Source organism: Burkholderia thailandensis E264 (genome assembly GCF_000012365.1).
GTDB lineage: Bacteria > Pseudomonadota > Gammaproteobacteria > Burkholderiales > Burkholderiaceae > Burkholderia > Burkholderia thailandensis.
The window spans coordinates 50,085-70,512 of the sequence record NC_007651.1; the positions used below are offsets into that span (position 1 = coordinate 50,085).

Sequence of the window (20,428 nt, forward strand, 5' to 3'; positions counted from 1 at the left end):
GCATGCCGCGCCGCGTGCGTCAGGCCGCATGCTCGTCGAACGCCTGGCCGAGATACGCGCTGCGCACGAGCGGATCGTCGAGCACCGCGCGTGTCGGACCGAGCGCGAGCCGCTTGCCGAAATCGAGCACGAGCGTCGCCTCGCACACGGCGTCGATCAGGTCGACGTCGTGATCGATCAGCAGCACCTGCGCGCCGACACATTCCGGAATGCGAACGATCACGTCGGCGAGCCGCGCGGCTTCCGTCTCGTTCAGGCCGGCGCCCGGCTCGTCGAGCAGCAGCAGGCGCGGCGCGCCGACGAGCGCCTTGCCGAGCTCCAGCATCCGGCGCTGATACAGGTTGAGGGCCGCGCCGCGCATGTGCGCGACATCCGCGAGGCCGACAAGCTCGAGCGCGCGCCGCGTGTCCTCGCGCGCGGCGAAGGCCGGCATCACGTGCTCGGCAAGCGCGAGCACGTTGTCGTGAACGCTCAGATCCTCGACGATCTGTTCGGTCTGGAACGTGCGCCGCACGCCGGCGCGCACGCGCTCGGCGACGGAGAGCGCGAGCAGCGCGCGGCCGTCGAGCGCGACGCTGCCCGCGCGCGGCCGCAGAAAGCCGCTCAGCACGTTCAGGAGCGTCGTCTTGCCCGCGCCGTTCGGGCCGATCAGCCCGCATATCGGCGCGGCGAGCTTCGCGTCGAGCGCATCGAGCACGCGCGTGCCGCCGAACTGCACGGTCAGGTTCGAGATCTCGATCATCGTGCGCCTCCGTCGCGGGCGCGAAACGCGCGCGCGATCCGCGACGCGAGCGCCGCAAGCTGCCCGGCGATGCCGGCGGGCGCCGTGATCAGCGCATGCAGCAGCGCCGCGCCGAAGAAGATCATCGCGAGATAGCCGTTCACGCCGAAGTCGGTCAGCAGCGCGGGCACCGCGCGCAGCAGCAGCCCGGTGATCAGCGCGCCGAACCAGTGATAGACGCCGCCGACGACCGACAGCGCGAACAGCAGCACCGATTCGGACGCGGCGAACGCGCGCCCGTCGAGCTGGCCGACGGAGCCCGCCAGCAGGCCGCCCGACAGCCCGGCAAGCAAGCCCGCGAGGCCGAACGCCCAGGTCTGGTAGAAGACGACGTTGACGCCCGCCGCAAGCGCCGGCATCTCGCCGCGCCGGATCAGCGCCCACGAGCGCCCCGCTTTGGAGCGGCGATGCAGCTCGATCAGCGCGAACGCGAGCGCGGCCCACGCGGCGACATAGCGGAAATACGCGGCGTCGCTCTGGCCGGCGAGCGGCCGCGCCATCATCTGCCGCGCGCCGAACGACAGATGGCCGGTGAAGCCGCCGCCGCCGTCCGGAAAACCGATCGCGGACACGACGACCTGAAACCCGCCCGCCATCATCAGCGTGACGAGCGCGAGATAGAGGCCGCGCAGGCGCAGCGCGGGAAGCCCCGCGATCATCCCGACCGCGCTACCGCCCGCCGCGCCCGCGATCACGCAGAGCTCGAACGGCGCGCCGAGATGCGCGAGCCTGAGCGCGATCCAGCCGCCGACGCCGAGCAGCGCGTGCTGCGACAGGCACACGAGCCCGAGCTGCCGGTATAGCAGCGCGACGCCGGCGGCGGCGATGCTGACCGTCAGCGCGGACGTCAGCGTCTTGATCCAGTATGCGTCGGCGACGGCGGGCACGACGAGCGCGATCGCGGCGAGCGTGCCGAGCGTCGCGACGAGTGGCAGGCGCGCGCCGGACGGCGTGGCGCGTGCGGCCGCATCGCGCGGCGGCGCGGCGAAGGCGAGAGGCGTTTTCATGATTCGTTCGCGGCGTGGCCGCTCGATTGGGAGCCGATGAAGAGCATCGCGACGAGCGCGATCAGGAACGGCGTCGCGCTGCGGTACGGCGCGAAGCCGGGCACGGTGATCGCGAGCGCCTCGGCAAGGCCGATCGCGACGCCGGCCGCGACCGTCGCGGGCAACGACGCGAGCCGGCCGACGATCGCCGCGGCGAACGCCGGGATCACGAGGAACGTGAGCACGGCCGCCTGCAGGCGCACGAGGTTCCCGAGCAGCAGCCCGGTGATGCCCGCGAACACGCCGGAGATCGCCCATGCGGCGACGTCGACGCGCAGCACGCGAATGCCGAGCAGGCCGCTCAAGTGCCGGTCGTTCGACAGCGCGCGCATTTGCAGTCCCAGCCGCGTGCGCGCGAGCACGACGCCGATCGCCGCCATCATCGCGAACGCGAGCGCGAGGCCGACGATTCGCGTGTACGTGAAGCGCACGTCGCCGAAGTCGAGCGCTTCGCTGTCGGTCGGCAGCACGAGGCGGCGCGGCGTGTCGCCCCAGTACCATTCGCAGAAGCCGAGCAGCACGAGCGCGAAGCCGAGCGTCGCGATGCTGCGCACCACGCGGTCGCGCGCGGCGAGCCGCGGCGCGAGCGCGAGGCCGTAGACGAGCGACGCCGCGGTGGACGCGGCGATCGCCGCGCCCCACGCGAGCGCCTGCGGATAGCCGGCGTCGAGGCATGCGGCCGCGACGTATGCGCCGAGCGCGCCCGTCGCGCCGAACGCGAAGTTCAGCACGCCGGACGCGCGATACAGCACGACGAGGCCGACGCCCGACAGCGCGTAGACCGCGCCGACGCCGAGCCCGGAGATCAGGTAAGGAACGAAGTCGATCGCGTTCATGGCGTCAGTGCATCTTCTTTTCGGCCGCGCGGATGTCGACGAGTTGCGGATCGTCGACCGCCTGGCACGTCGACACGGTTTTCCAGCCCGCGCCCGTCGATTGCGCCATCCGGCCCGCGTTGTTCGCGTTGTGCCGCTCGCCCGCGCCGACGTAGAACGGACCGCACAGGATGTCGCTGCGGAAGTCCTTCACCTCGCGCAGCGCGGCCGTCACGTGCGCGCGGTCGAGCTGGTTCGCGGGCAGTTTCAGCAGCGTATCGGTCACGAGCCGCGCGGCGAGATAGCCGGCCTGCGAGAACGTGTCGCGGGGGTCTTTCTTCTCGCCGTATTTGTTCATGACCGCGAGCCAGTTCTGGTTGTCCGGCGTCGGCGCGTCGAGCGGCTGGAATTCGAGATTCACGTCGAAGTTGCCCTTCCAGTACGGGCCGATCGCCTTCGGTACGCCGAGGTCGTAGCCGGACGCCGCCGAGACGAAGTGAATCCGCCGGCCGAGGTTCTGCTGCTCGGCGGCCGACAGGATCGGCACCATCAGCCCCTTCGGCAGCCCGAGCAGGATCGCCTGAGGATTTTTCGACGCCGCCTGCAGCACGACCGACGTCGGATCGGCGGAATCGGGGTCCATCACGATCGTATCGACGCTCACGCCGTTGCGCTTGCCCCACAGCACCGGCCCCTCGCACGACCACGCGCCGAGGCTCGGGATGTTCGGCGCGATGCAGACCATTCGCGTCGCCTTGTACTGCTGCTTCGCGTACAGCGCGGCTTGCGTCATCGACAGACGCGGCCCCATGTTGAGCGGCACGTAGTTGCGCGCGAAATAGCATTCGCGCGGCACGCCGACGCCCGCTATCGCGATCACGTTCTCCTGCTCGTAGAACTTCGCGTTCGCGCCGCATTCGACGAAGCTCGCGTTGCCCGCGAGCGCGAGCACCTTGCGGTCGCGCACGAGCTTCGAGGCGACCTGCGACGCCGTTTCCGGATTCCATTGATCGTCTTCGACGAGATACTGGACCGGCCGGCCGTTGATGCCGCCGTTCGCGTTCACGCATTTGAAGTACGCGGCGGCCGCGCGCGTCGACGAGCTGAAATCGTCGGGGCCGGTCTTGCCGACGATCGCGCCGATCGGAATCGGCGCGCCGGTCGCGGGCTTGCCGTTCGCGAGCCCGCAGCTCTGCGCGAACGCCGCATGCTGTGCGAGAAATCCCGCGGCGCCGATGCACGCGCCGGCGAGCGTGCGCTTCATGTTGGGGGAAAGCGGCTTCATCGTGTCTCCTGGTGTTTTCGTGGGGCGCGGCGCTTGCGGGCCGCGCCCTCGGGTGCTGCGTGGATGCTTCGGTGTCGCTGCGGTTCGCCGGTTCTCGCGCGTCCCGGTGATTCAGTACTTCGAAATTTCTGCGCTTCGCCGTTCCATCGATGCGCGGCCGGCGCGCGGCGCGCGCCGACGCACGCCGGCTCGCCGCTCAATGCGCGATGCAGACGGACTTGAGCTCGGTGAACTGTTCGAGCGCCGCGCGGCCGAGCTCGCGGCCGTAGCCCGATTGCTTGACGCCGCCAAACGGCAGATTGTTGTCGAGCATGTTGTGCGTGTTGACCCAGACGATGCCCGCCTTCAGCCGCGGCACGACGCGATGCACGCGCGACAGGTTCTGCGACCACACGCTCGCCGCGAGCCCGAAGTCGCTGTCGTTCGCGAGCCGCACCGCGTCGTCCACCGTGTCGAACGGCGTGACCGTGACGACCGGGCCGAACACCTCTTCGCGCACGATCCGCATCGAGGGGGCGGCGTCGACGAATACCGTCGGCTTCACGAAATAGCCGCCGTCGAGCGCGCGCGTGCCGCCCGTGACGAGCGTCGCGCCCTCTTCCTTCGCGGCGTCGATGTGGCCGAGCACGCGCTCGAAGTGCCGCTTCGACACGAGCGGGCCGATCTGCGTGTTCGGATCGAAACCCGAGCCGATCTTCATCGATTCGGCGGCCGCCGCGATGCCGGCGACGACCCGCTCGAACAGGCTCTTGTGCACGTACACGCGCGAGCCTGCCGTGCAAACCTGCCCCTGATTGAAGAAGATGCCTTGCGCCGCGCCGCGCGCGGCGACGTCGGGATCGGCGTCGTCGAAGACGATCAGCGGCGATTTGCCGCCGAGCTCGAGCGTGAAGCGCGCCATCCGGTCGACGGCCGCATGTCCAATGGCCTTGCCCACGCCGACCGAGCCCGTGAACGTGATCTTGTCGACGCCCGGATGCGCGACGAGCGCCGCGCCGGTATCCGCGCCCGTGCCCGTCACCACGTTCAGCACGCCGTCGGGCAGCCCTGCTTCCTGCGCGAGTTCGCCGAGGCGCAATGCGGTGAGCGGCGTTTCCTCCGACGGCTTCAGCACGACCGTGCAGCCGCACGCGAGCGCGGTGGCGACCTTCCACAACGCGATCGCGAGCGGAAAATTCCACGGCACGATCGCGCCGACGACGCCCACCGCCTCGCGGCGCGTGTACGCGAAATACTCCGTGCCGGCGGGCACGGCGATCGACGTGTCGAGTGTCGAGCCTTCGAGCTTCGTCGCCCAGCCGGCCATGTAGCGCACGTATTCGGCGCCGCCCAGCACGTCGATCGCGCGCGCGAGCCCGACGAGCTTGCCGGTTTCGAGCGTTTCGAGCGCGGCGAGCTCGTCCGCGTAGCGCTCGATCCGGTCGGCGAGCTGATGCAGCAGCTTCTCGCGGCTCGCGGGCCGCATTCGCGGCCAGTCGCCCGAATCGAAGGCGCGGCGCGCGGCGGCGACGGCCGCATCGACGTCGCGCGCGTCGCTCGCGGCGACTTCGGCGATCGTCATCTCGGTCGCGGGATCGACGACGGGCAGATAGCGGCCCGAGCGCGGCTCGGCGGCGGCGCCGTCGATCCAGTTGCCGAACTGGCGGCGGGCGAGAAAGCCGGATTGGCGTTGATGCTGGGTCGAGAGAGCGGCCAGATTCATGAATATCTCGTGCGGAACGGAAAACGGAACGGTGGAGCGAACGCGCGAGCGCGCTTACGGCTGCATCGCCTGCGCGACGAGCAGCGTGTCGGTGAACTGCTCGAAGTGCACGATCTTGCCTGCGTCGACGCGCCATACGTGCGCGACGCGGCACTCGAACGACTTGCCGGTTCGCCTGTAGGTGCCCGAGTAGCGGCCGACGCCGATCACCGTGTCGCCCGCGTCGTGCAGCGCGTCGAGCTTGAACGTGTAGCCGTCCCACTCTTCGCCGAGACGCCGGAACACGTTGCGAACGATCTCGTCCGCGCTGCGGTACGTGCCCGCGCACGGAAAGCCCGCCATCTCGGTCCATTCGATCGCGGGCGCGATATCGGCCATCATCGCGGCGGGGTCATGCCTGTCGGATGCCGCGTAGTGATCGGCGACGATTTGATAAGGGGTGCGCATCATGTGATCCTCAGACGGGTTGCGCATCGGCCGGATAGACGGCCTGCGACAGTTTGCGGATGAAGGAGCCGGCCGGACGGTTCGCGATCGCGCCGTCGCCCGTTTCGCCGAGGAACTTGCCCGTCGAGCGGCCGGCCGCGAAGTTGAACACGAACACCGACGCAACCGGAATCAGGAATTCGCGGAACGTGAACACGTAGAGATCGTCGGCGAACTTGTAGGTCGTCGCGAGATCGACGTCGCCGTGGCCGCGCTGCTCGCCGACGAGGCATTGCCAGCAGTAGCGCGTCGAGCTCAGGTATGTGTGCTCGTACGTGTGGTTCGGGCTGTAGACGTTCAGCGTGCGTGTGCCGATCAGGTCGCGCGTTTCCGCCGGCACGGCCCCCGAAGCGCCCTCGCCGGCATCGCCGCTCGCGAGCGTGCCGACCAGAAATTCCTGCGCGACGCGCGGCGCGGCGCCCGCCTCTTCGCGGCTGCGAATCCGCGACAGGATGCCGAGCACGCGCCGCGTCGCGGTATTGAACACGAGCGTCAGCGCTTCGGCCGGCCGGCTTATGAACGTGACGTCGACGAAGAACGTATCGGGCGCGACTTCGATCGCCTCGTACCAGTCGGTGTCGCCTGCGTCGCCGCGACGCCACGCGAGCGTGTGGCCGTCGACGAAGTGCGCGGCGAACGCGCCGCTCGGCAGTTCGAACGTCAACGCGCGGCCGGCGAGCGCGCCGGTCGCGGGCAGCCGGTTCGTGTCGATGCCGGCCGCGAAGTCTTCGTAGTTTTTCCAGTCCTGCGGTTTGTCGTTCATCGGTGAATCCTCGGAAAGTGTTGTCGGGCGCGGCCGCGTTCAGCGCGCGAATTCGATCGTCGGCAGATCGACGGCCGATGCGCCGCCGTCGACGAGCAGCGACGTGCCCGTGATCATCGACGCATGCGGCGACGCGAGATACAGCACCGTGTCGGCCACCTCGTCGGGCTCCGCCGGGCGGCCGAGCGGCACGTCGCGCGTGACGAGCCGGTATGCGTCCTCGCGCGTCGCGAGCCCGTGCGCGTCGCGCAGCGCATCCATCTGCTCGTCGGCCATCGCGGTGCGCACCCAGCCCGGACACACCGCGTTCACGCGCACGCCGCAGCGGCCGTAATCGCGCGCGAGCGAGCGCGTGAGGCCGATCAGCGCGTGCTTCGTCGTCACGTAGCCGACGACGTTCGGGCCTGCGAAATGTCCGGCGAGCGACGACAGGATCACGATGCTGCCGCGCCGCTCGATCAGCTCGGGCAGCAACTCGCGCGCGCAGACGAACGCGGTGTCGAGGTTCACGCGCGTCGATTGCGCCCACGACGCGTCGTCGGTGTCGAGCGCGCTGCCGACGCCGTGGCCGCCCGCGTTCGCGACCAGCACGTCGACGCTGCCGAACGCCGCGCGCGCGTCATCGAGCGCGCGCCGCACGTCGTGCGCGTCGGCCGCATCGCCCGCGACGGCGATCGCGGCGGCGCCGAGCGGCTTCGCGACCGCGTCGAGCGGCTCGCGGCGGCGGCCGAGCAGCACGACCCTGCCGCCCGCTTCGACGAACTTGCGCGCGACGGCCGCGCCGATGCCCGTGCCGCCGCCCGTGATCAACGCGACCTTGCCGTTGAACGTGTGCATGACTGACGTCTCCTTCGAATGAACGTGAAAGCGCGATCGTGACGATTTGCCCGACGGCGCGACGAAACGACGAACGCGGGACACTCAGCGCGCATGGCCCGCGTCCAGCGGTGCGGCCCGCGGCGCGCTCGCGCCGGCGCGCGCGTTCGGCGCGAGCGCGGGCGACAGCATGAATTCGGCGCAGCGCTCGGCGATCATGATCGTCGGCGCATTCGTGTTGCCGGACACGAGCGACGGCATCACCGACGCATCGCAGATCCTCAGCCCGCCGACGCCGCGCACGCGCAGCTGCGAATCGACGACCGAGCCCGGATCGCCGCCCATCCGGCACGTGCCCGACGGGTGATAGACGGTCTTCGCGTGCGAGCGCACGTATGCGTCGAGATCGACGCGGCCGCCGTCGGTCGGCAGCATCTCGCCCGCGATCGCCTTCGACATCGACGGCATGCGCATGATCTCGCGCGCGAGCGAAAGCCCGCGCACGAGCGTCGCGAAATCGTCCGGATGACTGAGGAAATTGCCGTCGAACAGAATCGGCGCGAGCGGATCGGCGTTGCGCAGGCGCACCGTGCCGCGCGACTTCGGCCGCAGGAAGCACGGGTTGATCGAGATCCCGTGCCCTTCGAGCGGCTCGCGGCCGACGTCGCCGACGAGCACGGGCAGCACGTGGAACTGCACGTCGGGGCGGCCGCCGTTCGCGGTATCGACGAAGCCGCCGCTCTCGACGACGTTCGACGTGAGGAGCCCCGTGTGGAACAGCGTGTACTGGATGCCGTGGCGCAGCGCGTTGAGCCCGCGGTCCTGGCCCGCGAGGCTGATCGGCGCGCGCGCGCGGCCATACAGCGACACTTCGAGATGGTCCTGGAAGTTGAGTCCGACCTCGGGCGAATCGTGCACGACCGCGATGCCGTGCTGCCGGAGCTGATCCGCCGGGCCGATGCCCGACAGCATCAGGAGCTTCGGGCTCGCGAGCGCGCCCGCGCAAAGCACGATCTCCGCGCGTGCGCGCACGAGCCGCTCCTCGCCGCCGCGCGCACGGTAGCGCACGCCGACCGCCGCGCCGTTCTCGAACACGATGCGCGTGACGAACGCGTCGGTCTCGATCGTCAGCAGCGGATCGCGCTTGACGGCGGCGAGATACGTCGCGGCGGTGCTGCCGCGCCGGCCTTCGAACGTCGTCGTCTGATAGAAGCCGACGCCCGCCTGCGACGCGCCGTTGAAGTCGTCGTTGTACGGCAGCCCGAACTCCTGCGCGCCCTGCACGAACGCGTCGCTCAGCGGATGACGAAAGCGCGCGTCGCTCACGTGCAGCGGCCCGTCGGCGCCGTGCAGCGGCCCCGCGAGCCGGTGGTTGCGCTCGGCGCGCCGGAAAAACGGCAGCACGTCGTCCCAGCCCCAGCCGTCGCAGCCGGCGTCGCGCCAGCCGTCGTAATCGGCGGGCGTGCCGCGGATGTAGACCATCGCGTTCACCGAACTGCCGCCGCCGAGCGTGCGGCCCTGCGGCACGTACATGCGCCGGCCGGCCGCGTGCGCCTGCGGCTCCGTCTCGTAGACCCAGGTCCGCTTCGTGCCGATCACGCGCACGAACGTCGCGGGCGTGTGGACGAAGAACGAATTGTCGGGCGGGCCGGCTTCGAGCAGCAGCACGCGATGCCCGGCATTGACGAGCCGGTGCGTGGCGACGCAGCCGGCCGAGCCGCCGCCGATCACGATGTAGTCGAATTCCGTCGAGCCTTTGGGGGTTGCCGCGGACATATGTCGCTTCTCGCTGGGTCGGATGGATGGACAGGTTGCCACTATCGGCGAAATCGGCCGGCGTGCGCGCGGTGTGCGCTATCGATCAATTCAAACTGCGTTCTGAGCGGAGGACGGGGACGGCGTGCGCGATGCGCGGCCTTGCGCACACATCGCGGGCGCGGTCCGTCCCTATTGTCGTTGGATTGCCGTTTCGAGGCATCCATCGTGCATAAAACAGTACCTTGCATTAGATGATACCTGTTGCTATAGTCCGCCCATGTTCGCGGCGGGCCGCACGACGGGCCGCGGCAGAACATGACACGGTATCTTGCAACGCACACTACGCCGGCGGAACGGAATGAAGACCCAGTTGAAGAAAGGCGCGCTCGACATGTGCGTGCTCGCCGTGCTGGCGCGGCGGGACAGCTACGCGTACGAGCTCGTGTCGACGCTTGCCGAAACGATGGAAATCAGCGAAGGCACGATCTATCCGCTGATGCGGCGCCTGCAGGCGGAGGCCTGGGTGACGACCTACCTCGTCGAGTCGACGTCGGGGCCGCCGCGCAAGTACTACTCGATCACCGACGCCGGGCGCGCGAGCCTGCGGCAGATGGAAAACGAGTGGCGGAGTTTCGTCGACGAAGTCAACGGCGTGCTGGCGCTGCACCGCACGCAAGCGGACGGAGAGGAACGGCAATGAAGCAGGACGCATTCATCCAGCGGTTGCGGCAGGCGCTCGGCAGCCTGCCGAAGCGGGACGTCGACGAGATCGTCGCCGACTACCGCGAGTACATCGGCGACGCGCTCTCGGCCGGGCGCGCGGAGGAAGACGTGATCGCCGCGCTCGGCGATCCGGAGAAGCTCGCGCGCGAGCTGAAGGCGCAGGCGAATTTCCGGCAATGGGAGGAGCGGCGCTCGTTCGGCAATCTGATGCGCGTCGTCGGCTCGATCGCGGGCCTCGGGCTGCTGCACCTGATCCTGCTCGTGCCGTTTCTGCTGTACATGCTCGTGCTGACGACCGGCTACGTGTTCTTCGGCGCGCTGACGGTGGCCGGGCTCGTCACGCTCGTCGCATTCGGCAGCCATTACGTGTTCGGCACGCCGGTGCCGGGCGTCCTGCCGTTCGGCGGCGGCGCGGCGCAGGTCGGCGTGGCCGGCGCGGCGGACGGCAAGGGCGCGGCGGCGGGCAAGGACGCGCAGGGCGGCAAGGACGCGAAGAATTCGAAGAGCGCGAGCGCCGCGGCCGCCGATGCGCTGAACGACGCGAAGGAACTGCGCGTCGACGGCGAGCGCTACGTGCTCGACCTGCACGACGGCAGCCGGGTGTCGATCGTCACGCGCAAGGGCGTGATCGATGCGCGCAAGCAGGACGGCAAGCTTTCGGTCGACGCGACCGGCGACGGCGCGCGCGCGCTGCTCGCGACGGGCAGCGACGGCACGTTCAACATCGCGCGCGCCGACGTGATCGCGCTCGATCTGAAGAGCGCGAGCGGCGATCAGATGACGGTCGCGAACACGGGCGCGTCGATGCCGGGCGTGAACGTGCCAGGCATCGCAGGCGGCAACGTGCAGATGACGCCGGACGGCCGCGGCGGCATGAACCTGTCGGTGACGAATGGCGAGAACGCGGTATCGATCGTCGGCGGCCGGATCACCGTCGACAACGGCAAGCAGCACGTGAGCGTCGCCGCGCCGACCGGGTTCGCGCTCGGCGGCATCGCGTTCGGCTACGGGCTTGCGATGCTGCCGATCGGGATCGTCGGGCTGCTCGTGTGCATCTGGTTGACGCGCGTTACGTGGCGCGCGCTCGTGCGGTATGTGCGGCGGCGGATCGATGCGGTGTCGGCGAAGCTCGAGCGGGAACGGGGGAGCTGAGATTCGGCGGTTCCGTCGAGCTTGGGTTTGGGGAGATTCAAAAGCGCTCGGGCGATTCCGGGCGCTTTTTTTCTGTGAGGAAAGCGCGGCCAGAAGGACCCCGCGCGGCTGTGCAAAAGCATCGCTTGCAGGCAGGCTCGACGGCTGTGCGACGGGCTGCCGAGCGTTCAATGGCGATTCAAGCATGCGAAAGTTCGGCGACAATCCGCGTTTCGGATAAGTCTCTGACGGCGGACATCCTTTTCTGTGCCGCGGAGCATGCAAGTCACTGTCTATGTTTTGTATTTTGTTTGTATATAAACATAGTAATAGTCAATAAAGGCAGCGGCTTTCTGTGGATAAGCGCCAAGATGCCTTTCGCTTCAATGTCCTGTCGATCTCGCAACCTTCTGTACAGACGATGAATTGTCCCGGGCTGTGAAGAACAACTTTCGAGGCGCACAGTTCGGGTGGTGATTTATCCCCAAATTGTCCACTGGTTGTAAGCGGATTGCCGCGCGCACGCCGAGGCGGTGTTGGCGGGAATTCGGATAACGTGGGCTTCGCATCGCATCAACGTCTCTTCTCCAGACGCGAAACCGGCGGGCGGCAATCGATCGTGCGCAAACAGCCGATCGCGCGACGGCGGCACTCGATGCGCCTGAGCGCGCCGGCCGCTCGCAGCCGACGCGGGGAGGCTGGAAGCATTCATGCCGCCGCCGTCTTCCCGCTGACGGTCTTCAGCACCTGCCAGTACGATGGCGGGCGCGCGACGCAGCCGCGCTCGCGCAGCATGCGGTGCATCTTCGGCAGCCTGAAGTACGGCACCGACGCCATCAGGTGATGCTCGACATGGTAGTTCACGCGGATCGGCGCGACGGTCGCGCGCGCGAGCCAGCCGGCGTGCGTGGTGCGCGTGTTGCGCAGCGGATCGTCGCTCGTTTCGCGGCACGCATGCTCGGCCATCGAGCGGATGCGGATGAAAAGCGGAAACGGCGTCACGTACGCGAGCACCCACACGCCGTACAGCCACGGATGGCCGCTCGCCCACAGTGCGCCGAACAGGATGGCGTTCGTGATCAGCATGCCGGCCGCGGTGCGCAAGAACGCGACCGGATAGTCCCGCCAGCGGCGGCCCGTCTGCGGCAGGCGCTGGATGTCGTTCGTCAGTGACCACTTGAGCACGCCCGCGTCCATCAGCGCGCGGCCGATCAGGAACTTGACGCCCGTGACACCCGAAAGGTCGCGCAGGCACTTGCGCGCGAGCGATGCGCGCGTCGTCGGCAGGCCCGCGACGAGCGACAGGTCGGGATCGGCGCTCGACGACGTCGTCGCATGGTGCGTCAGGTGGTACGGGCGGTACTTGTGCAGCTCGTTCCAGATCGGGCGCGCGCACAGCCAGTCGACGAGCACGTCGTTCGCCCAGCGCGTGCGGAACAGCGTGCCGTGCGCGGCGTCGTGCTGAAGAATGCCGAGACAGAGCTGGCGTCCGGCGATGATCGTCATGCCGGCCGCGAGCGCGAGCGCGAAGCCCCAGGCCGGAAAATGCGCGCGTGCATACGCGAGACCCGCGAACGCGAGCGCGATCACCGCCCATGTCGAGCCGACCGCCCACGCGCCGCGCCAATTCGAGCGCGCGGTCAGCGCGCGGATCTCGTCGCGGGTGAAGAGATCGCGGATGCGGATTCTGTCGGTCATGTCGATGTCTCCTCCGGCTGTCTCCCGTGCTAGTGCAGGTGGCCCGCGACGGCGGCGCGCGCCGCGCCCGGCGCGGACGGATGCTCGCTGTCGAGGAGGGCGCGCCAGATCCGGTGGCCCGCGCCGACGTAGCGCCGCGCGCATTCGATGAACACCGCGCGTGCGGCGACGTCGACAAACGGCTCCGGCAGCAGCGGATCGAACACGACCTGCCGGATCGCCTTGCCGCCGAGCAGGAACGCCTCTCGCGCGGCGACGTCGAGATCGAGCTCCGGCGCACGCGCGAGCCAGTCTTCAAGCTGCGCGCCGAGCGTGCGATACGTGTCCGACAGCGCGTCGCCGTCCCACAGCGCGCGGATGCGCGCTTCCTGCGCGGCGTCGAAGCCCATCGCGACGAACACGGCCGCGGCCGGCTCGACGCCGAGGTTCGTCAGCCGCCGGCGCACCGAATCGACGTTGCCCGCGATGTTGTCCGGGCGCACGTACAGGCTCTTGTCCCATTCGCGGAAGCCGAGCATCTCGAGCGCGCGCTCGCGGCGGGCGAGGGCGGTGCGGTCGACGCGGCCGAGCGAGATGCACGACACCATCAGATACGCGCCGCTCCAGCGGCGCAGCCGCGATTCGACCGTGCGCCAGGCGGTCAGCTCCTCGGACAGCTCGACGGCCGACGGCCCGAGCCGGTAGCTGCCGCGCTCCGCGCCCTCGACGAGCGATTCGGCCGCAAGCCGCGCGAGCGCGACGCGCACGCTGTTCTCGGTGAGGCCGAACAGCCGGCACGCGATGATCGCTTCGCGTACCTGCAACGGCTCGCCGTCCTTGGCGACCAGCAAATCGAGGATCAGATGTTTCGCGGTGGGTTGCGTCATGGAGAGGTTTCGCGGCGGGAGAACGAAAGGTGATTACTCATAATTAATTTATATAGAATTTTGTGTAATATTTCAAGTGGCTTGAGAGGGGAAATGGCGACGCACGAAGCAGCCGGCATCGCGGTCGCGGGTGTGCCGGTCGAGGTGGGCGAACCCGCCCTAGCCTTGTTGGGCGGGCCGGAGCGGCGATCGTGCGGCGCGCGAAGCATGGCGCGGCGACGTGGTTTGCGCGCCGCGACCGCCGTGAAAGGTGAGGGGCTGACAGGCGAAGGCGGGCGCGCCGACGGTCTATGGCGCCGCGGGCCGCCCGATCACTTTCCGGCCTGCTCGCCCGCGCTTGCCCCGCCCGTTCCCGAAATCGCCGCCGTGCCGCCCGCGCTGCCGTTTTGCGCCGCATCGCGCCGCGCGTCGGGCCGATGCCGGTTCCGATACTGAACCGGGCTGCATCCTTGCCCCGCGAGGAACGCATGGCTCAGCGCGCTCGCGCTCGCGAAGCCGCATTCGTCGGCGATATGGTCGAGCGTCATCCGGCTCGTGCGCAGCAGGAACGCGGCGAGCTCGACGCGCAGCGCGGCGACGTAGCGCCGCAGCGTGAGCCCGGTCGCGGCCGCGAAGCGGCGCGACAGCGTGCGCTCGCTCATCGCCGCGCGCGCGGCGAGCTCGGCGAGTGTCGGCGGGTGCGCGAGCGCGCGCTCGACGCCGTCCTGCACCGCGAGCACCGGCGCATCGCCGTGCCGCTTGTACTGCGCGGCCCACACGGCCATGTGCTCGTACGACGGCAGCGATTGCGTGAGCGCGACCCGCAGCAGCCGCTGCGACACGCCCGCGCCGAAGCAGTAGTCGATCACGTACGCGCATGCGTCGACGGCCGGATTGATGCCGCTCACCGTGATGAGCCGCCCGTCGACGACGAGCGGCTTCGACGGCGTATAGCGCACCGCCGGGAAATGCCGTGCGAACAGCGTGCGCTCGCTCGGCAGTCCGGTCGCGCCGCGGCCGTCGAGCAAGCCGGCCTTCGCGATCAGCGGCGCCGCGTTGAGCCCGACGACGAGCGCGCCCGCCGCATAGCGGCGCTTCAGCCAATCGATGAACACGCGCTCGACCGCGCCGATCTGCTCGTCCGGCATGAACTGAGCGGGGACGATCACGACTTCGTGCGCGTCCGTGTCGCGCAGCGCGGCCGTCGCCGGCACGTCGACGCCGCCGATGGTCGGCACCGGCCGGCCGTCGTGCGACAGCATCGCGATGTCGAACAGCCGGCTGTTCACGACGTCGAGGCTGCGCGCCTTCATCGTGCCGGCGAGCAGCAGCATCTCCTGCGTGAGGAACACGTAGCCGCCCAAGAGGCGCGGCGGCAGAAGGATCGCGACCCCGGGCCGGCCGGCGCCGCGCGGCGGTTTTTTCATATCAAGAAAATGGCGTTTCGGATCAACGCAGATTGTCCCGGACTTGCTCAAATACCGCAAACAGCTTGCCGCCGGCGCCGACGCCGGCGCGCCGCGCGATTCCCACACTGGAGACGCCATGATTCCCCGCACCATCTTCGCCGAAGAGCACGAGCAGTTCCGCGAGTCCGTCCGCCGTTTCATCGAATCCGAGGTGATGCCGTACCACGAGCGCTGGGAGGAACAGGGCTACGTCGATCGCGGCGTGTGGACGAAGGCGGCCGAGGCGGGCTACCACTGCGCGAGCATGCCCGAAGCGTACGGCGGCGCGGGCGCGGACATCCGCTACAGCATCGTGCTGTTCGAGGAGATCGCGCGCGCGGGCGCGTCGGGGCTAGGCTTCGGGCTGCATTCGGAGATCGTCGCGCCGTACATCCTCCATTACGGCGACGATGCGCTCAAGGCGCGCTACCTGCCGAAGCTCGCGAGCGCCGAGATGATCGGCGCGATCGCGATGACCGAGCCCGGCGCGGGCTCCGACCTGCAAGGCGTGCGCACGAGCGCGGTGCGCGACGGCGATCACTACGTGCTCAACGGCTCGAAGATCTTCATCACGAACGGCTGGCACGCGGACGTCGTGATCGTCGTCGCGCGCACGACGCCCGAAGGCGGCTCGAAGGGCACGAGCCTGTTCGTCGTCGATACGGGCATGGCGGGCTTCAGCAAGGGCAAGCGGCTGAAAAAGGTGGGCATGAAGGCGCAGGACACGTCGGAGCTCTTTTTCGACGGCGTGCGCGTGCCCGCTGGCAATCTGCTCGGCGAGGAGAACCGCGGCTTCGTCTATCTGATGCAGGAGCTGCCGTGGGAGCGGCTGCAGATCGCGATCAGCGCGATCGCGTCGGCCGAGGCGGCGCTTGCGTGGACGCTCGACTACACGCGCGACCGGCGCGCGTTCGGCCGTGCGGTGATCGACTTCCAGACGAGCCGCCACGCGCTCGCCGAGCTGAAGAGCGAGATCCAGATCGGCCGCGTGTTCGTCGACAAATGCATCGAGCTGCAGCTCGCGGGCAAGCTCGATGCGGCCACGGCCTCGATGGCGAAGTACTGGACGACCGAGCTGCAGTTCAAGGTGATCGATCGCTGCGTGCAGCTGCACGGCGGCTACGGCTACATGTGGGAATACCCGATCGCGCGCGCGTGGGCCGATTCGCGCGTGCAGCAGATCTACGGCGGCACCAATGAAATCATGAAGGAGCTGATCGCGCGCACGCTGTGACGGCGTGGCCGTGACGCGCCGGCGGTGCGGCCCGGCTCGGCCGCGCGTCACGGTTCGAGCGCGGGCGGCATGCGCGCGCGGCGGTGTAGATCGATGCGAGCGATCCGCATGCGTGCCGCACGGCGCTTGCGCCGGACGCGCTTCGCTTGCTTGAGGTCGGATCGATTTTTCGCGCCGCACGCGAATCGGCTCGCCGAGCGGGCCGCCGTGCCTCGCCGAGCCGACGCCAACGCCGACGCCAACGCCGAACGGCTTGCCGAGCCGCGTCCGCGATCGAAATCGGCCGCGCCGATCGAAGATCGCACCGGGCGAACGCGCGGCCCGCCTCGCGGCCGATGAGCGCTTCGGCAAGCGGCGTCTCGCCGGCGGGCGAGAAGAGAAGACGCGTGGGCAGCACGCAGGAACGCGCCGATCGGCCCACCCAAGCGGCGGAACCGGCGGAACCCGACGAGCGCCGGGCCGGCCGGCGGGGCGACGCGGCCGGCCCGATCGGCGGCCGCCGCATCCGGCCGTCCCGACCGGCCATCTCCATCAACCGAAGGAACGATTCATGGAAGCCTACATTTTCGACGCCGTGCGCACGCCGCGCGGCAAAGGCAAGAAGGACGGCAGCCTGCACGGCGTCACGCCGCTCGCGCTCGCCGCAACCGCGCTGCGCGCGATTCGCGATCGCAACGGCCTCGACACGAGCGCCGTCGACGACGTCGTGCTCGGCTGCGTCGAGCCCGTCGGCGAGCAGGGCGCGTGCATCGGCCGCATCGCGGTGCTCGCGGCCGGCTACGCGGAAACCACGGCCGGCGTGCAGATCAACCGCTTCTGCGCGTCGGGCCTCGAGGCGTGCAACATGGCCGCCGCGCAGGTGATGTCCGGCCAGTCGGACATGGCGATCGGCGGCGGCGTCGAGAGCATGTCGCGCGTGCCGATGGGCGCGAGCGGCGGCGCGTGGCCCGTCGATCCGGCGATCGCGATTCCGAGCTACTTCGTGCCGCAGGGCGTGTCGGCCGACACGATCGCGACGAAGTGGGGCTACAGCCGAGCCGACGTCGACGCGTACGCAGCCGAGAGCCACCGCCGCGCGCACGCGGCGACGCAGGCCGGCTGGTTCGCGCGCTCGATCGTGCCGGTGCGCGACGCGAACGGCCTGACGATCCTCGATCGCGACGAAACGATCCGCCCGCAGACGACACCCGAGACGCTCGCGACGCTCAAGCCGTCGTTCGCCGAACTGGGCGAGATGTACGGCTTCGACGCGGTGATCCGCCAGCGCTATCCGGAGCTCGAGCGCATCGAGCACGTGCATCACGCGGGCAACAGCTCGGGGATCGTCGACGGCGCGGCGGCCGTGCTGATCGGCTCGCTCGAGGCAGGCAAGCGCGCGGGCCTCGCGCCGCGCGCGCGGGTCCGCTCGTTCGCGAGCGTCGGCTCGGAGCCGTCGATGATGCTGACGGGGCCGGCCTACGCGGCCGAGAAGGCATTGAAGCGTGCCGGCATGCGCGCGGCCGACATCGATCTGTACGAGCTGAACGAAGCGTTCGCATCGGTCGTGCTGCGCTTCATGGACGCGATGGCGATTGCGCACGACAGGATCAACGTGAACGGCGGCGCGATCGCGATGGGCCACCCGCTCGGCGCGACGGGCGCGATGATCCTCGGCACGCTGCTCGACGAACTCGAGCGGCGCGGCGCGGCCACGGGCCTCGCAACGCTGTGCGTCGGCGCCGGCATGGGCACGGCGACCATCATCGAACGGATTTGACGGGGGACGACCATGATCGATTACACGCTCGATGACGACGGCATCGCGGCCTTGAGCTGGAATCTGCCCGGGCGCAGCCAGAACGTGCTGAACGGCGAGAGCTGCGCGGCGTTCTTCGCGGCGGCGTCGCGCGCGCTTCAGGATGCGGCGGTGAAGGGGATACTCGTCACGTCGGCGAAGCCCGACTTCATCGCGGGCGGCGACCTCGAATGGCTGCAGGCGAGCGACGACGCCGAGACGCTCTTCGCGCGCACGTGCGAGCTGCACCGTGCGCTGCGCGCGCTCGAAACAGGCGGCAAGCCGGTGGCGATCGCGATGCCGGGCTCGGCGCTCGGCGGCGGGCTCGAGATCGCGCTCGCGGGTCACTACCGGGTTGCGGCCGACAATCCGAAGGCGCGCTTCGGCCTGCCCGAAGTGACGCTCGGCCTGCTGCCGGGCGGCGGCGGCACGCAGCGCCTGCCGCGCCTCGTCGGCATTCAGGCGTCGCTGCCGCTGTTGCTCGAAGGCAAGCGGCTGAAGGCGGCCGACGCGCTGGCCGCCGGCATCCTGCACGCGGTCGTGCCGGCGGGCGAGGAGATCGCGGCCGCGCGCGCGTGGCTGCTCGACGCGAGCCGCCGCACCGCGACGCAGCCGTGGGACGTGAAGGGCTTCCGGATTCCGGGCGGCGCGCTCACGCATCCGTCCGTCCAGCAGGTGTTCATGGCGGCGAACGCGCTCGCGCGACAGAAGACGTACGGCAACTATCCGGCCGTCGCGAGCATCCTGTCGTGCGTGTACGAAGGGCTGCTGACCGATCTCGACACGGGCCTGAAGACCGAGGCGCGCTATTTCGTGAAGGCGGTGCTGTCGCCGCAAGCGAAGGCGATGATCCGCACGCTGTTCTTCGGGATGAACGAAGCGAACAAGCTCGCCGCGCGGCCGGCCGGCGTGCCGACGCAGCGCTACCGGAAGATCGGCGTGCTCGGCGCGGGGATGATGGGCGCGGGCATCGCGTACGTGAGCGCGAAGGCGGGGCTCGACGTCGTGCTGATCGACACGAGCGAAGAGGCGGCCGCGCGCGGCAAGGACTACTCGCGCAAGCTCGTCGACAAACAGGTGCAGCGCGGCCGGCTCACGCGGGAAAAGGCCGATGCATTGCTTGCGAAGATCGTGCCGACGACCGATTACGCGCGGCTCGACGGCGCGGAGCTCGTGATCGAGGCGGTGTTCGAGGATCGCGCGATCAAGGCCGACGTCACGCGCAGGAGCGAAACGGTGCTCGCGCCCGACGCGCTCTTCGCGTCGAACACGTCGACGCTGCCGATCACGGGCCTCGCGCAGGCGAGCGCGCGGCCGGCGAACTTCATCGGCCTGCATTTCTTCTCGCCCGTCGACAAGATGCCGCTCGTCGAAGTGATCGTCGGCCGCGACACGAGCGAGGCGACGCTCGCGCGCGCGCTCGACTACGTGAAGACGATCGGCATGACGCCGATCGTCGTCAACGATTCGCGCGGCTTCTACACGAGCCGCGTGTTCTCGACTTACGTGCTCGAAGGGCTCGCGATGCTTGCCGAGGGCGTCGCGCCCGCGCTGATCGAGAACGCCGGGCTGCTCGCCGGGATGCCGGTGGGCCCGCTCGCGCTGACCGACGAGGTGTCGAGCGAGTTGATCCACAAGATCACGAAGCAGACGCGCGCCGATCTCGGCGACGCGTACGTCGCGCGCCCCGGCGAGGACGTGGCCGCGCGCATGGTCGAGCTCGGCCGGCTCGGCCGCAAGGCGGGGCTCGGCTATTACGACTATCCGGCGAACGGCGGCAAGAAGGCGCTGTGGCCGGGGCTCGCGCAAGCGTTTCCCGTCGCGGCCGAGCAGCCGGACGTGGCGGCGCTGATCGAGCGGCTCGTGACGGTGCAGGCGGTCGAGACCGCGCGCTGCCTCGAAGAGCGCGTGCTGACGACGGCGCGCGACGCGGACGTCGGCGCGATTCTCGGCTGGGGCTTCCCGGCGTTCCGCGGCGGGCCGGTGTCGTACATTCACGGCGTCGGGGTGGACGCGTTCGTCGCGACGTGCGATCGTCTTGCCGCGCGGTACGGCGCGCGCTTCGCCGCGCCGGGGCTGCTGCGCGAGATGGCCGCGCAGGGGCGAAGCTTCTACTGAGCGCG

Annotated in this window: 17 protein-coding genes; 5 read left to right on the top strand and 12 right to left on the bottom strand. The window is 69.6% G+C overall.

Annotated features, from left to right (window positions below; translation table 11 throughout):
- Positions 1-19: 19 nt before the first annotated feature.
- The 9 genes from BTH_RS12420 to BTH_RS12460 form a co-directional block, all read right to left on the bottom strand.
- Complete coding sequence (locus BTH_RS12420; protein ID WP_009908269.1) at positions 20-742, bottom strand: ABC transporter ATP-binding protein; 723 nt, start codon at positions 740-742, stop codon at positions 20-22.
- Positions 739-1,788 carry a branched-chain amino acid ABC transporter permease gene (locus BTH_RS12425; protein WP_009901975.1) on the bottom strand — a complete coding sequence of 350 codons (1,050 nt, stop codon included), beginning with the start codon at positions 1,786-1,788 and terminating at the stop codon, positions 739-741. The genes BTH_RS12420 and BTH_RS12425 overlap by 4 nt, the downstream gene beginning before the upstream one ends.
- Positions 1,785-2,663, bottom strand: coding sequence for a branched-chain amino acid ABC transporter permease (locus tag BTH_RS12430; protein ID WP_009908270.1), 879 nt, complete (start codon positions 2,661-2,663; stop codon positions 1,785-1,787). Before BTH_RS12430 ends, BTH_RS12425 begins: the two co-directional genes overlap by 4 nt.
- 4 nt (positions 2,664-2,667) lie before the next feature.
- Positions 2,668-3,927, bottom strand: a complete 1,260-nt coding sequence (locus tag BTH_RS12435; RefSeq protein WP_009908271.1) for an ABC transporter substrate-binding protein — start codon at positions 3,925-3,927, stop codon at positions 2,668-2,670.
- 196 nt (positions 3,928-4,123) lie between these two features.
- A complete protein-coding gene (locus BTH_RS12440) occupies positions 4,124-5,629 on the bottom strand; it encodes an aldehyde dehydrogenase family protein (RefSeq protein ID WP_009908272.1) in 1,506 nt (501 codons plus the stop codon).
- Positions 5,630-5,683: 54 nt separating this feature from the next.
- The gene (locus BTH_RS12445) at positions 5,684-6,076 is read right to left on the bottom strand and encodes a nuclear transport factor 2 family protein (protein ID WP_009908273.1); all 393 of its coding nucleotides are present in this window, start codon (positions 6,074-6,076) and stop codon (positions 5,684-5,686) included.
- Between the two features lie 10 nt (positions 6,077-6,086).
- Positions 6,087-6,878, bottom strand: coding sequence for a molybdenum cofactor biosynthesis F family protein (locus BTH_RS12450; RefSeq protein ID WP_009908274.1), 792 nt, complete (start codon positions 6,876-6,878; stop codon positions 6,087-6,089).
- A gap of 39 nt (positions 6,879-6,917) precedes the next feature.
- Positions 6,918-7,715 carry an SDR family NAD(P)-dependent oxidoreductase gene (locus BTH_RS12455; protein ID WP_009908275.1) on the bottom strand — a complete coding sequence of 266 codons (798 nt, stop codon included), beginning with the start codon at positions 7,713-7,715 and terminating at the stop codon, positions 6,918-6,920.
- An 84-nt stretch (positions 7,716-7,799) separates the two neighbouring features.
- Positions 7,800-9,470, bottom strand: coding sequence for a GMC family oxidoreductase (locus tag BTH_RS12460; RefSeq protein WP_011401636.1), 1,671 nt, complete (start codon positions 9,468-9,470; stop codon positions 7,800-7,802).
- 340 nt (positions 9,471-9,810) lie between these two features.
- Between BTH_RS12460 and BTH_RS12465 the strand changes: the two genes are divergently transcribed.
- Positions 9,811-10,152: a PadR family transcriptional regulator gene (locus BTH_RS12465; RefSeq protein WP_009901993.1), complete on the top strand. Its 342-nt coding sequence runs from the start codon at positions 9,811-9,813 to the stop codon at positions 10,150-10,152.
- Complete coding sequence (locus BTH_RS12470) at positions 10,149-11,327, top strand: DUF1700 domain-containing protein (RefSeq protein WP_011401637.1); 1,179 nt, start codon at positions 10,149-10,151, stop codon at positions 11,325-11,327. Before BTH_RS12465 ends, BTH_RS12470 begins: the two co-directional genes overlap by 4 nt.
- Before the next feature lie 687 nt (positions 11,328-12,014).
- Here BTH_RS12470 and BTH_RS12475 read toward each other — a convergent pair.
- The 3 genes from BTH_RS12475 to BTH_RS12485 all read right to left on the bottom strand — a co-directional run bounded on the left by BTH_RS12475 (position 12,015) and on the right by BTH_RS12485 (position 15,396).
- On the bottom strand, positions 12,015-13,004 hold the full coding sequence (locus BTH_RS12475; RefSeq protein ID WP_009908278.1) for a fatty acid desaturase family protein: 990 nt from the start codon (positions 13,002-13,004) through the stop codon (positions 12,015-12,017).
- Positions 13,005-13,033: 29 nt separating this feature from the next.
- Positions 13,034-13,870 (bottom strand): PaaX family transcriptional regulator C-terminal domain-containing protein, encoded by an 837-nt coding sequence (locus BTH_RS12480; protein ID WP_009908279.1) that lies wholly within the window; start codon positions 13,868-13,870, stop codon positions 13,034-13,036.
- A 311-nt stretch (positions 13,871-14,181) separates the two neighbouring features.
- The gene (locus BTH_RS12485; protein WP_011401638.1) at positions 14,182-15,396 is read right to left on the bottom strand and encodes a GlxA family transcriptional regulator; all 1,215 of its coding nucleotides are present in this window, start codon (positions 15,394-15,396) and stop codon (positions 14,182-14,184) included.
- Here BTH_RS12485 and BTH_RS12490 point away from each other — a divergent pair.
- The 3 genes from BTH_RS12490 (at position 15,395) to BTH_RS12505 (ending at position 20,423) form a co-directional block, all read left to right on the top strand.
- Entirely contained in the window at positions 15,395-16,531 is a 1,137-nt protein-coding gene (locus BTH_RS12490) for an acyl-CoA dehydrogenase family protein (RefSeq protein WP_009908281.1), read from the top strand. The two genes, BTH_RS12485 and BTH_RS12490, sit on opposite strands and share 2 nt — an antisense overlap.
- A gap of 550 nt (positions 16,532-17,081) precedes the next feature.
- Entirely contained in the window at positions 17,082-18,287 is a 1,206-nt protein-coding gene (locus BTH_RS12500; RefSeq protein ID WP_025404048.1) for an acetyl-CoA C-acetyltransferase, read from the top strand.
- Between the two features lie 12 nt (positions 18,288-18,299).
- Entirely contained in the window at positions 18,300-20,423 is a 2,124-nt protein-coding gene (locus BTH_RS12505; RefSeq protein ID WP_011401640.1) for a 3-hydroxyacyl-CoA dehydrogenase NAD-binding domain-containing protein, read from the top strand.
- The last annotated feature ends 5 nt before the right edge of the window (positions 20,424-20,428 follow it).

What these genes read in the sequence shown, in the direction of transcription:
- BTH_RS12505 (WP_011401640.1), top strand. Translation starts at nt 18,300, where the DNA reads ATGATCGATTACACGCTCGATGACGACGGCATCGCGGCCTTGAGCTGG.
- BTH_RS12425 (WP_009901975.1), bottom strand. Translation starts at nt 1,788, where the DNA reads ATGAAAACGCCTCTCGCCTTCGCCGCGCCGCCGCGCGATGCGGCCGCA.
- BTH_RS12475 (WP_009908278.1), bottom strand. Translation starts at nt 13,004, where the DNA reads ATGACCGACAGAATCCGCATCCGCGATCTCTTCACCCGCGACGAGATC.
- BTH_RS12440 (WP_009908272.1), bottom strand. Translation starts at nt 5,629, where the DNA reads ATGAATCTGGCCGCTCTCTCGACCCAGCATCAACGCCAATCCGGCTTT.
- BTH_RS12485 (WP_011401638.1), bottom strand. Translation starts at nt 15,396, where the DNA reads ATGGCGTCTCCAGTGTGGGAATCGCGCGGCGCGCCGGCGTCGGCGCCG.
- BTH_RS12420 (WP_009908269.1), bottom strand. Translation starts at nt 742, where the DNA reads ATGATCGAGATCTCGAACCTGACCGTGCAGTTCGGCGGCACGCGCGTG.
- BTH_RS12460 (WP_011401636.1), bottom strand. Translation starts at nt 9,470, where the DNA reads ATGTCCGCGGCAACCCCCAAAGGCTCGACGGAATTCGACTACATCGTG.
- BTH_RS12480 (WP_009908279.1), bottom strand. Translation starts at nt 13,870, where the DNA reads ATGACGCAACCCACCGCGAAACATCTGATCCTCGATTTGCTGGTCGCC.
- BTH_RS12465 (WP_009901993.1), top strand. Translation starts at nt 9,811, where the DNA reads ATGAAGACCCAGTTGAAGAAAGGCGCGCTCGACATGTGCGTGCTCGCC.
- BTH_RS12445 (WP_009908273.1), bottom strand. Translation starts at nt 6,076, where the DNA reads ATGCGCACCCCTTATCAAATCGTCGCCGATCACTACGCGGCATCCGAC.
- BTH_RS12430 (WP_009908270.1), bottom strand. Translation starts at nt 2,663, where the DNA reads ATGAACGCGATCGACTTCGTTCCTTACCTGATCTCCGGGCTCGGCGTC.
- BTH_RS12470 (WP_011401637.1), top strand. Translation starts at nt 10,149, where the DNA reads ATGAAGCAGGACGCATTCATCCAGCGGTTGCGGCAGGCGCTCGGCAGC.
- BTH_RS12455 (WP_009908275.1), bottom strand. Translation starts at nt 7,715, where the DNA reads ATGCACACGTTCAACGGCAAGGTCGCGTTGATCACGGGCGGCGGCACG.
- BTH_RS12490 (WP_009908281.1), top strand. Translation starts at nt 15,395, where the DNA reads ATGATTCCCCGCACCATCTTCGCCGAAGAGCACGAGCAGTTCCGCGAG.
- BTH_RS12435 (WP_009908271.1), bottom strand. Translation starts at nt 3,927, where the DNA reads ATGAAGCCGCTTTCCCCCAACATGAAGCGCACGCTCGCCGGCGCGTGC.
- BTH_RS12450 (WP_009908274.1), bottom strand. Translation starts at nt 6,878, where the DNA reads ATGAACGACAAACCGCAGGACTGGAAAAACTACGAAGACTTCGCGGCC.
- BTH_RS12500 (WP_025404048.1), top strand. Translation starts at nt 17,082, where the DNA reads ATGGAAGCCTACATTTTCGACGCCGTGCGCACGCCGCGCGGCAAAGGC.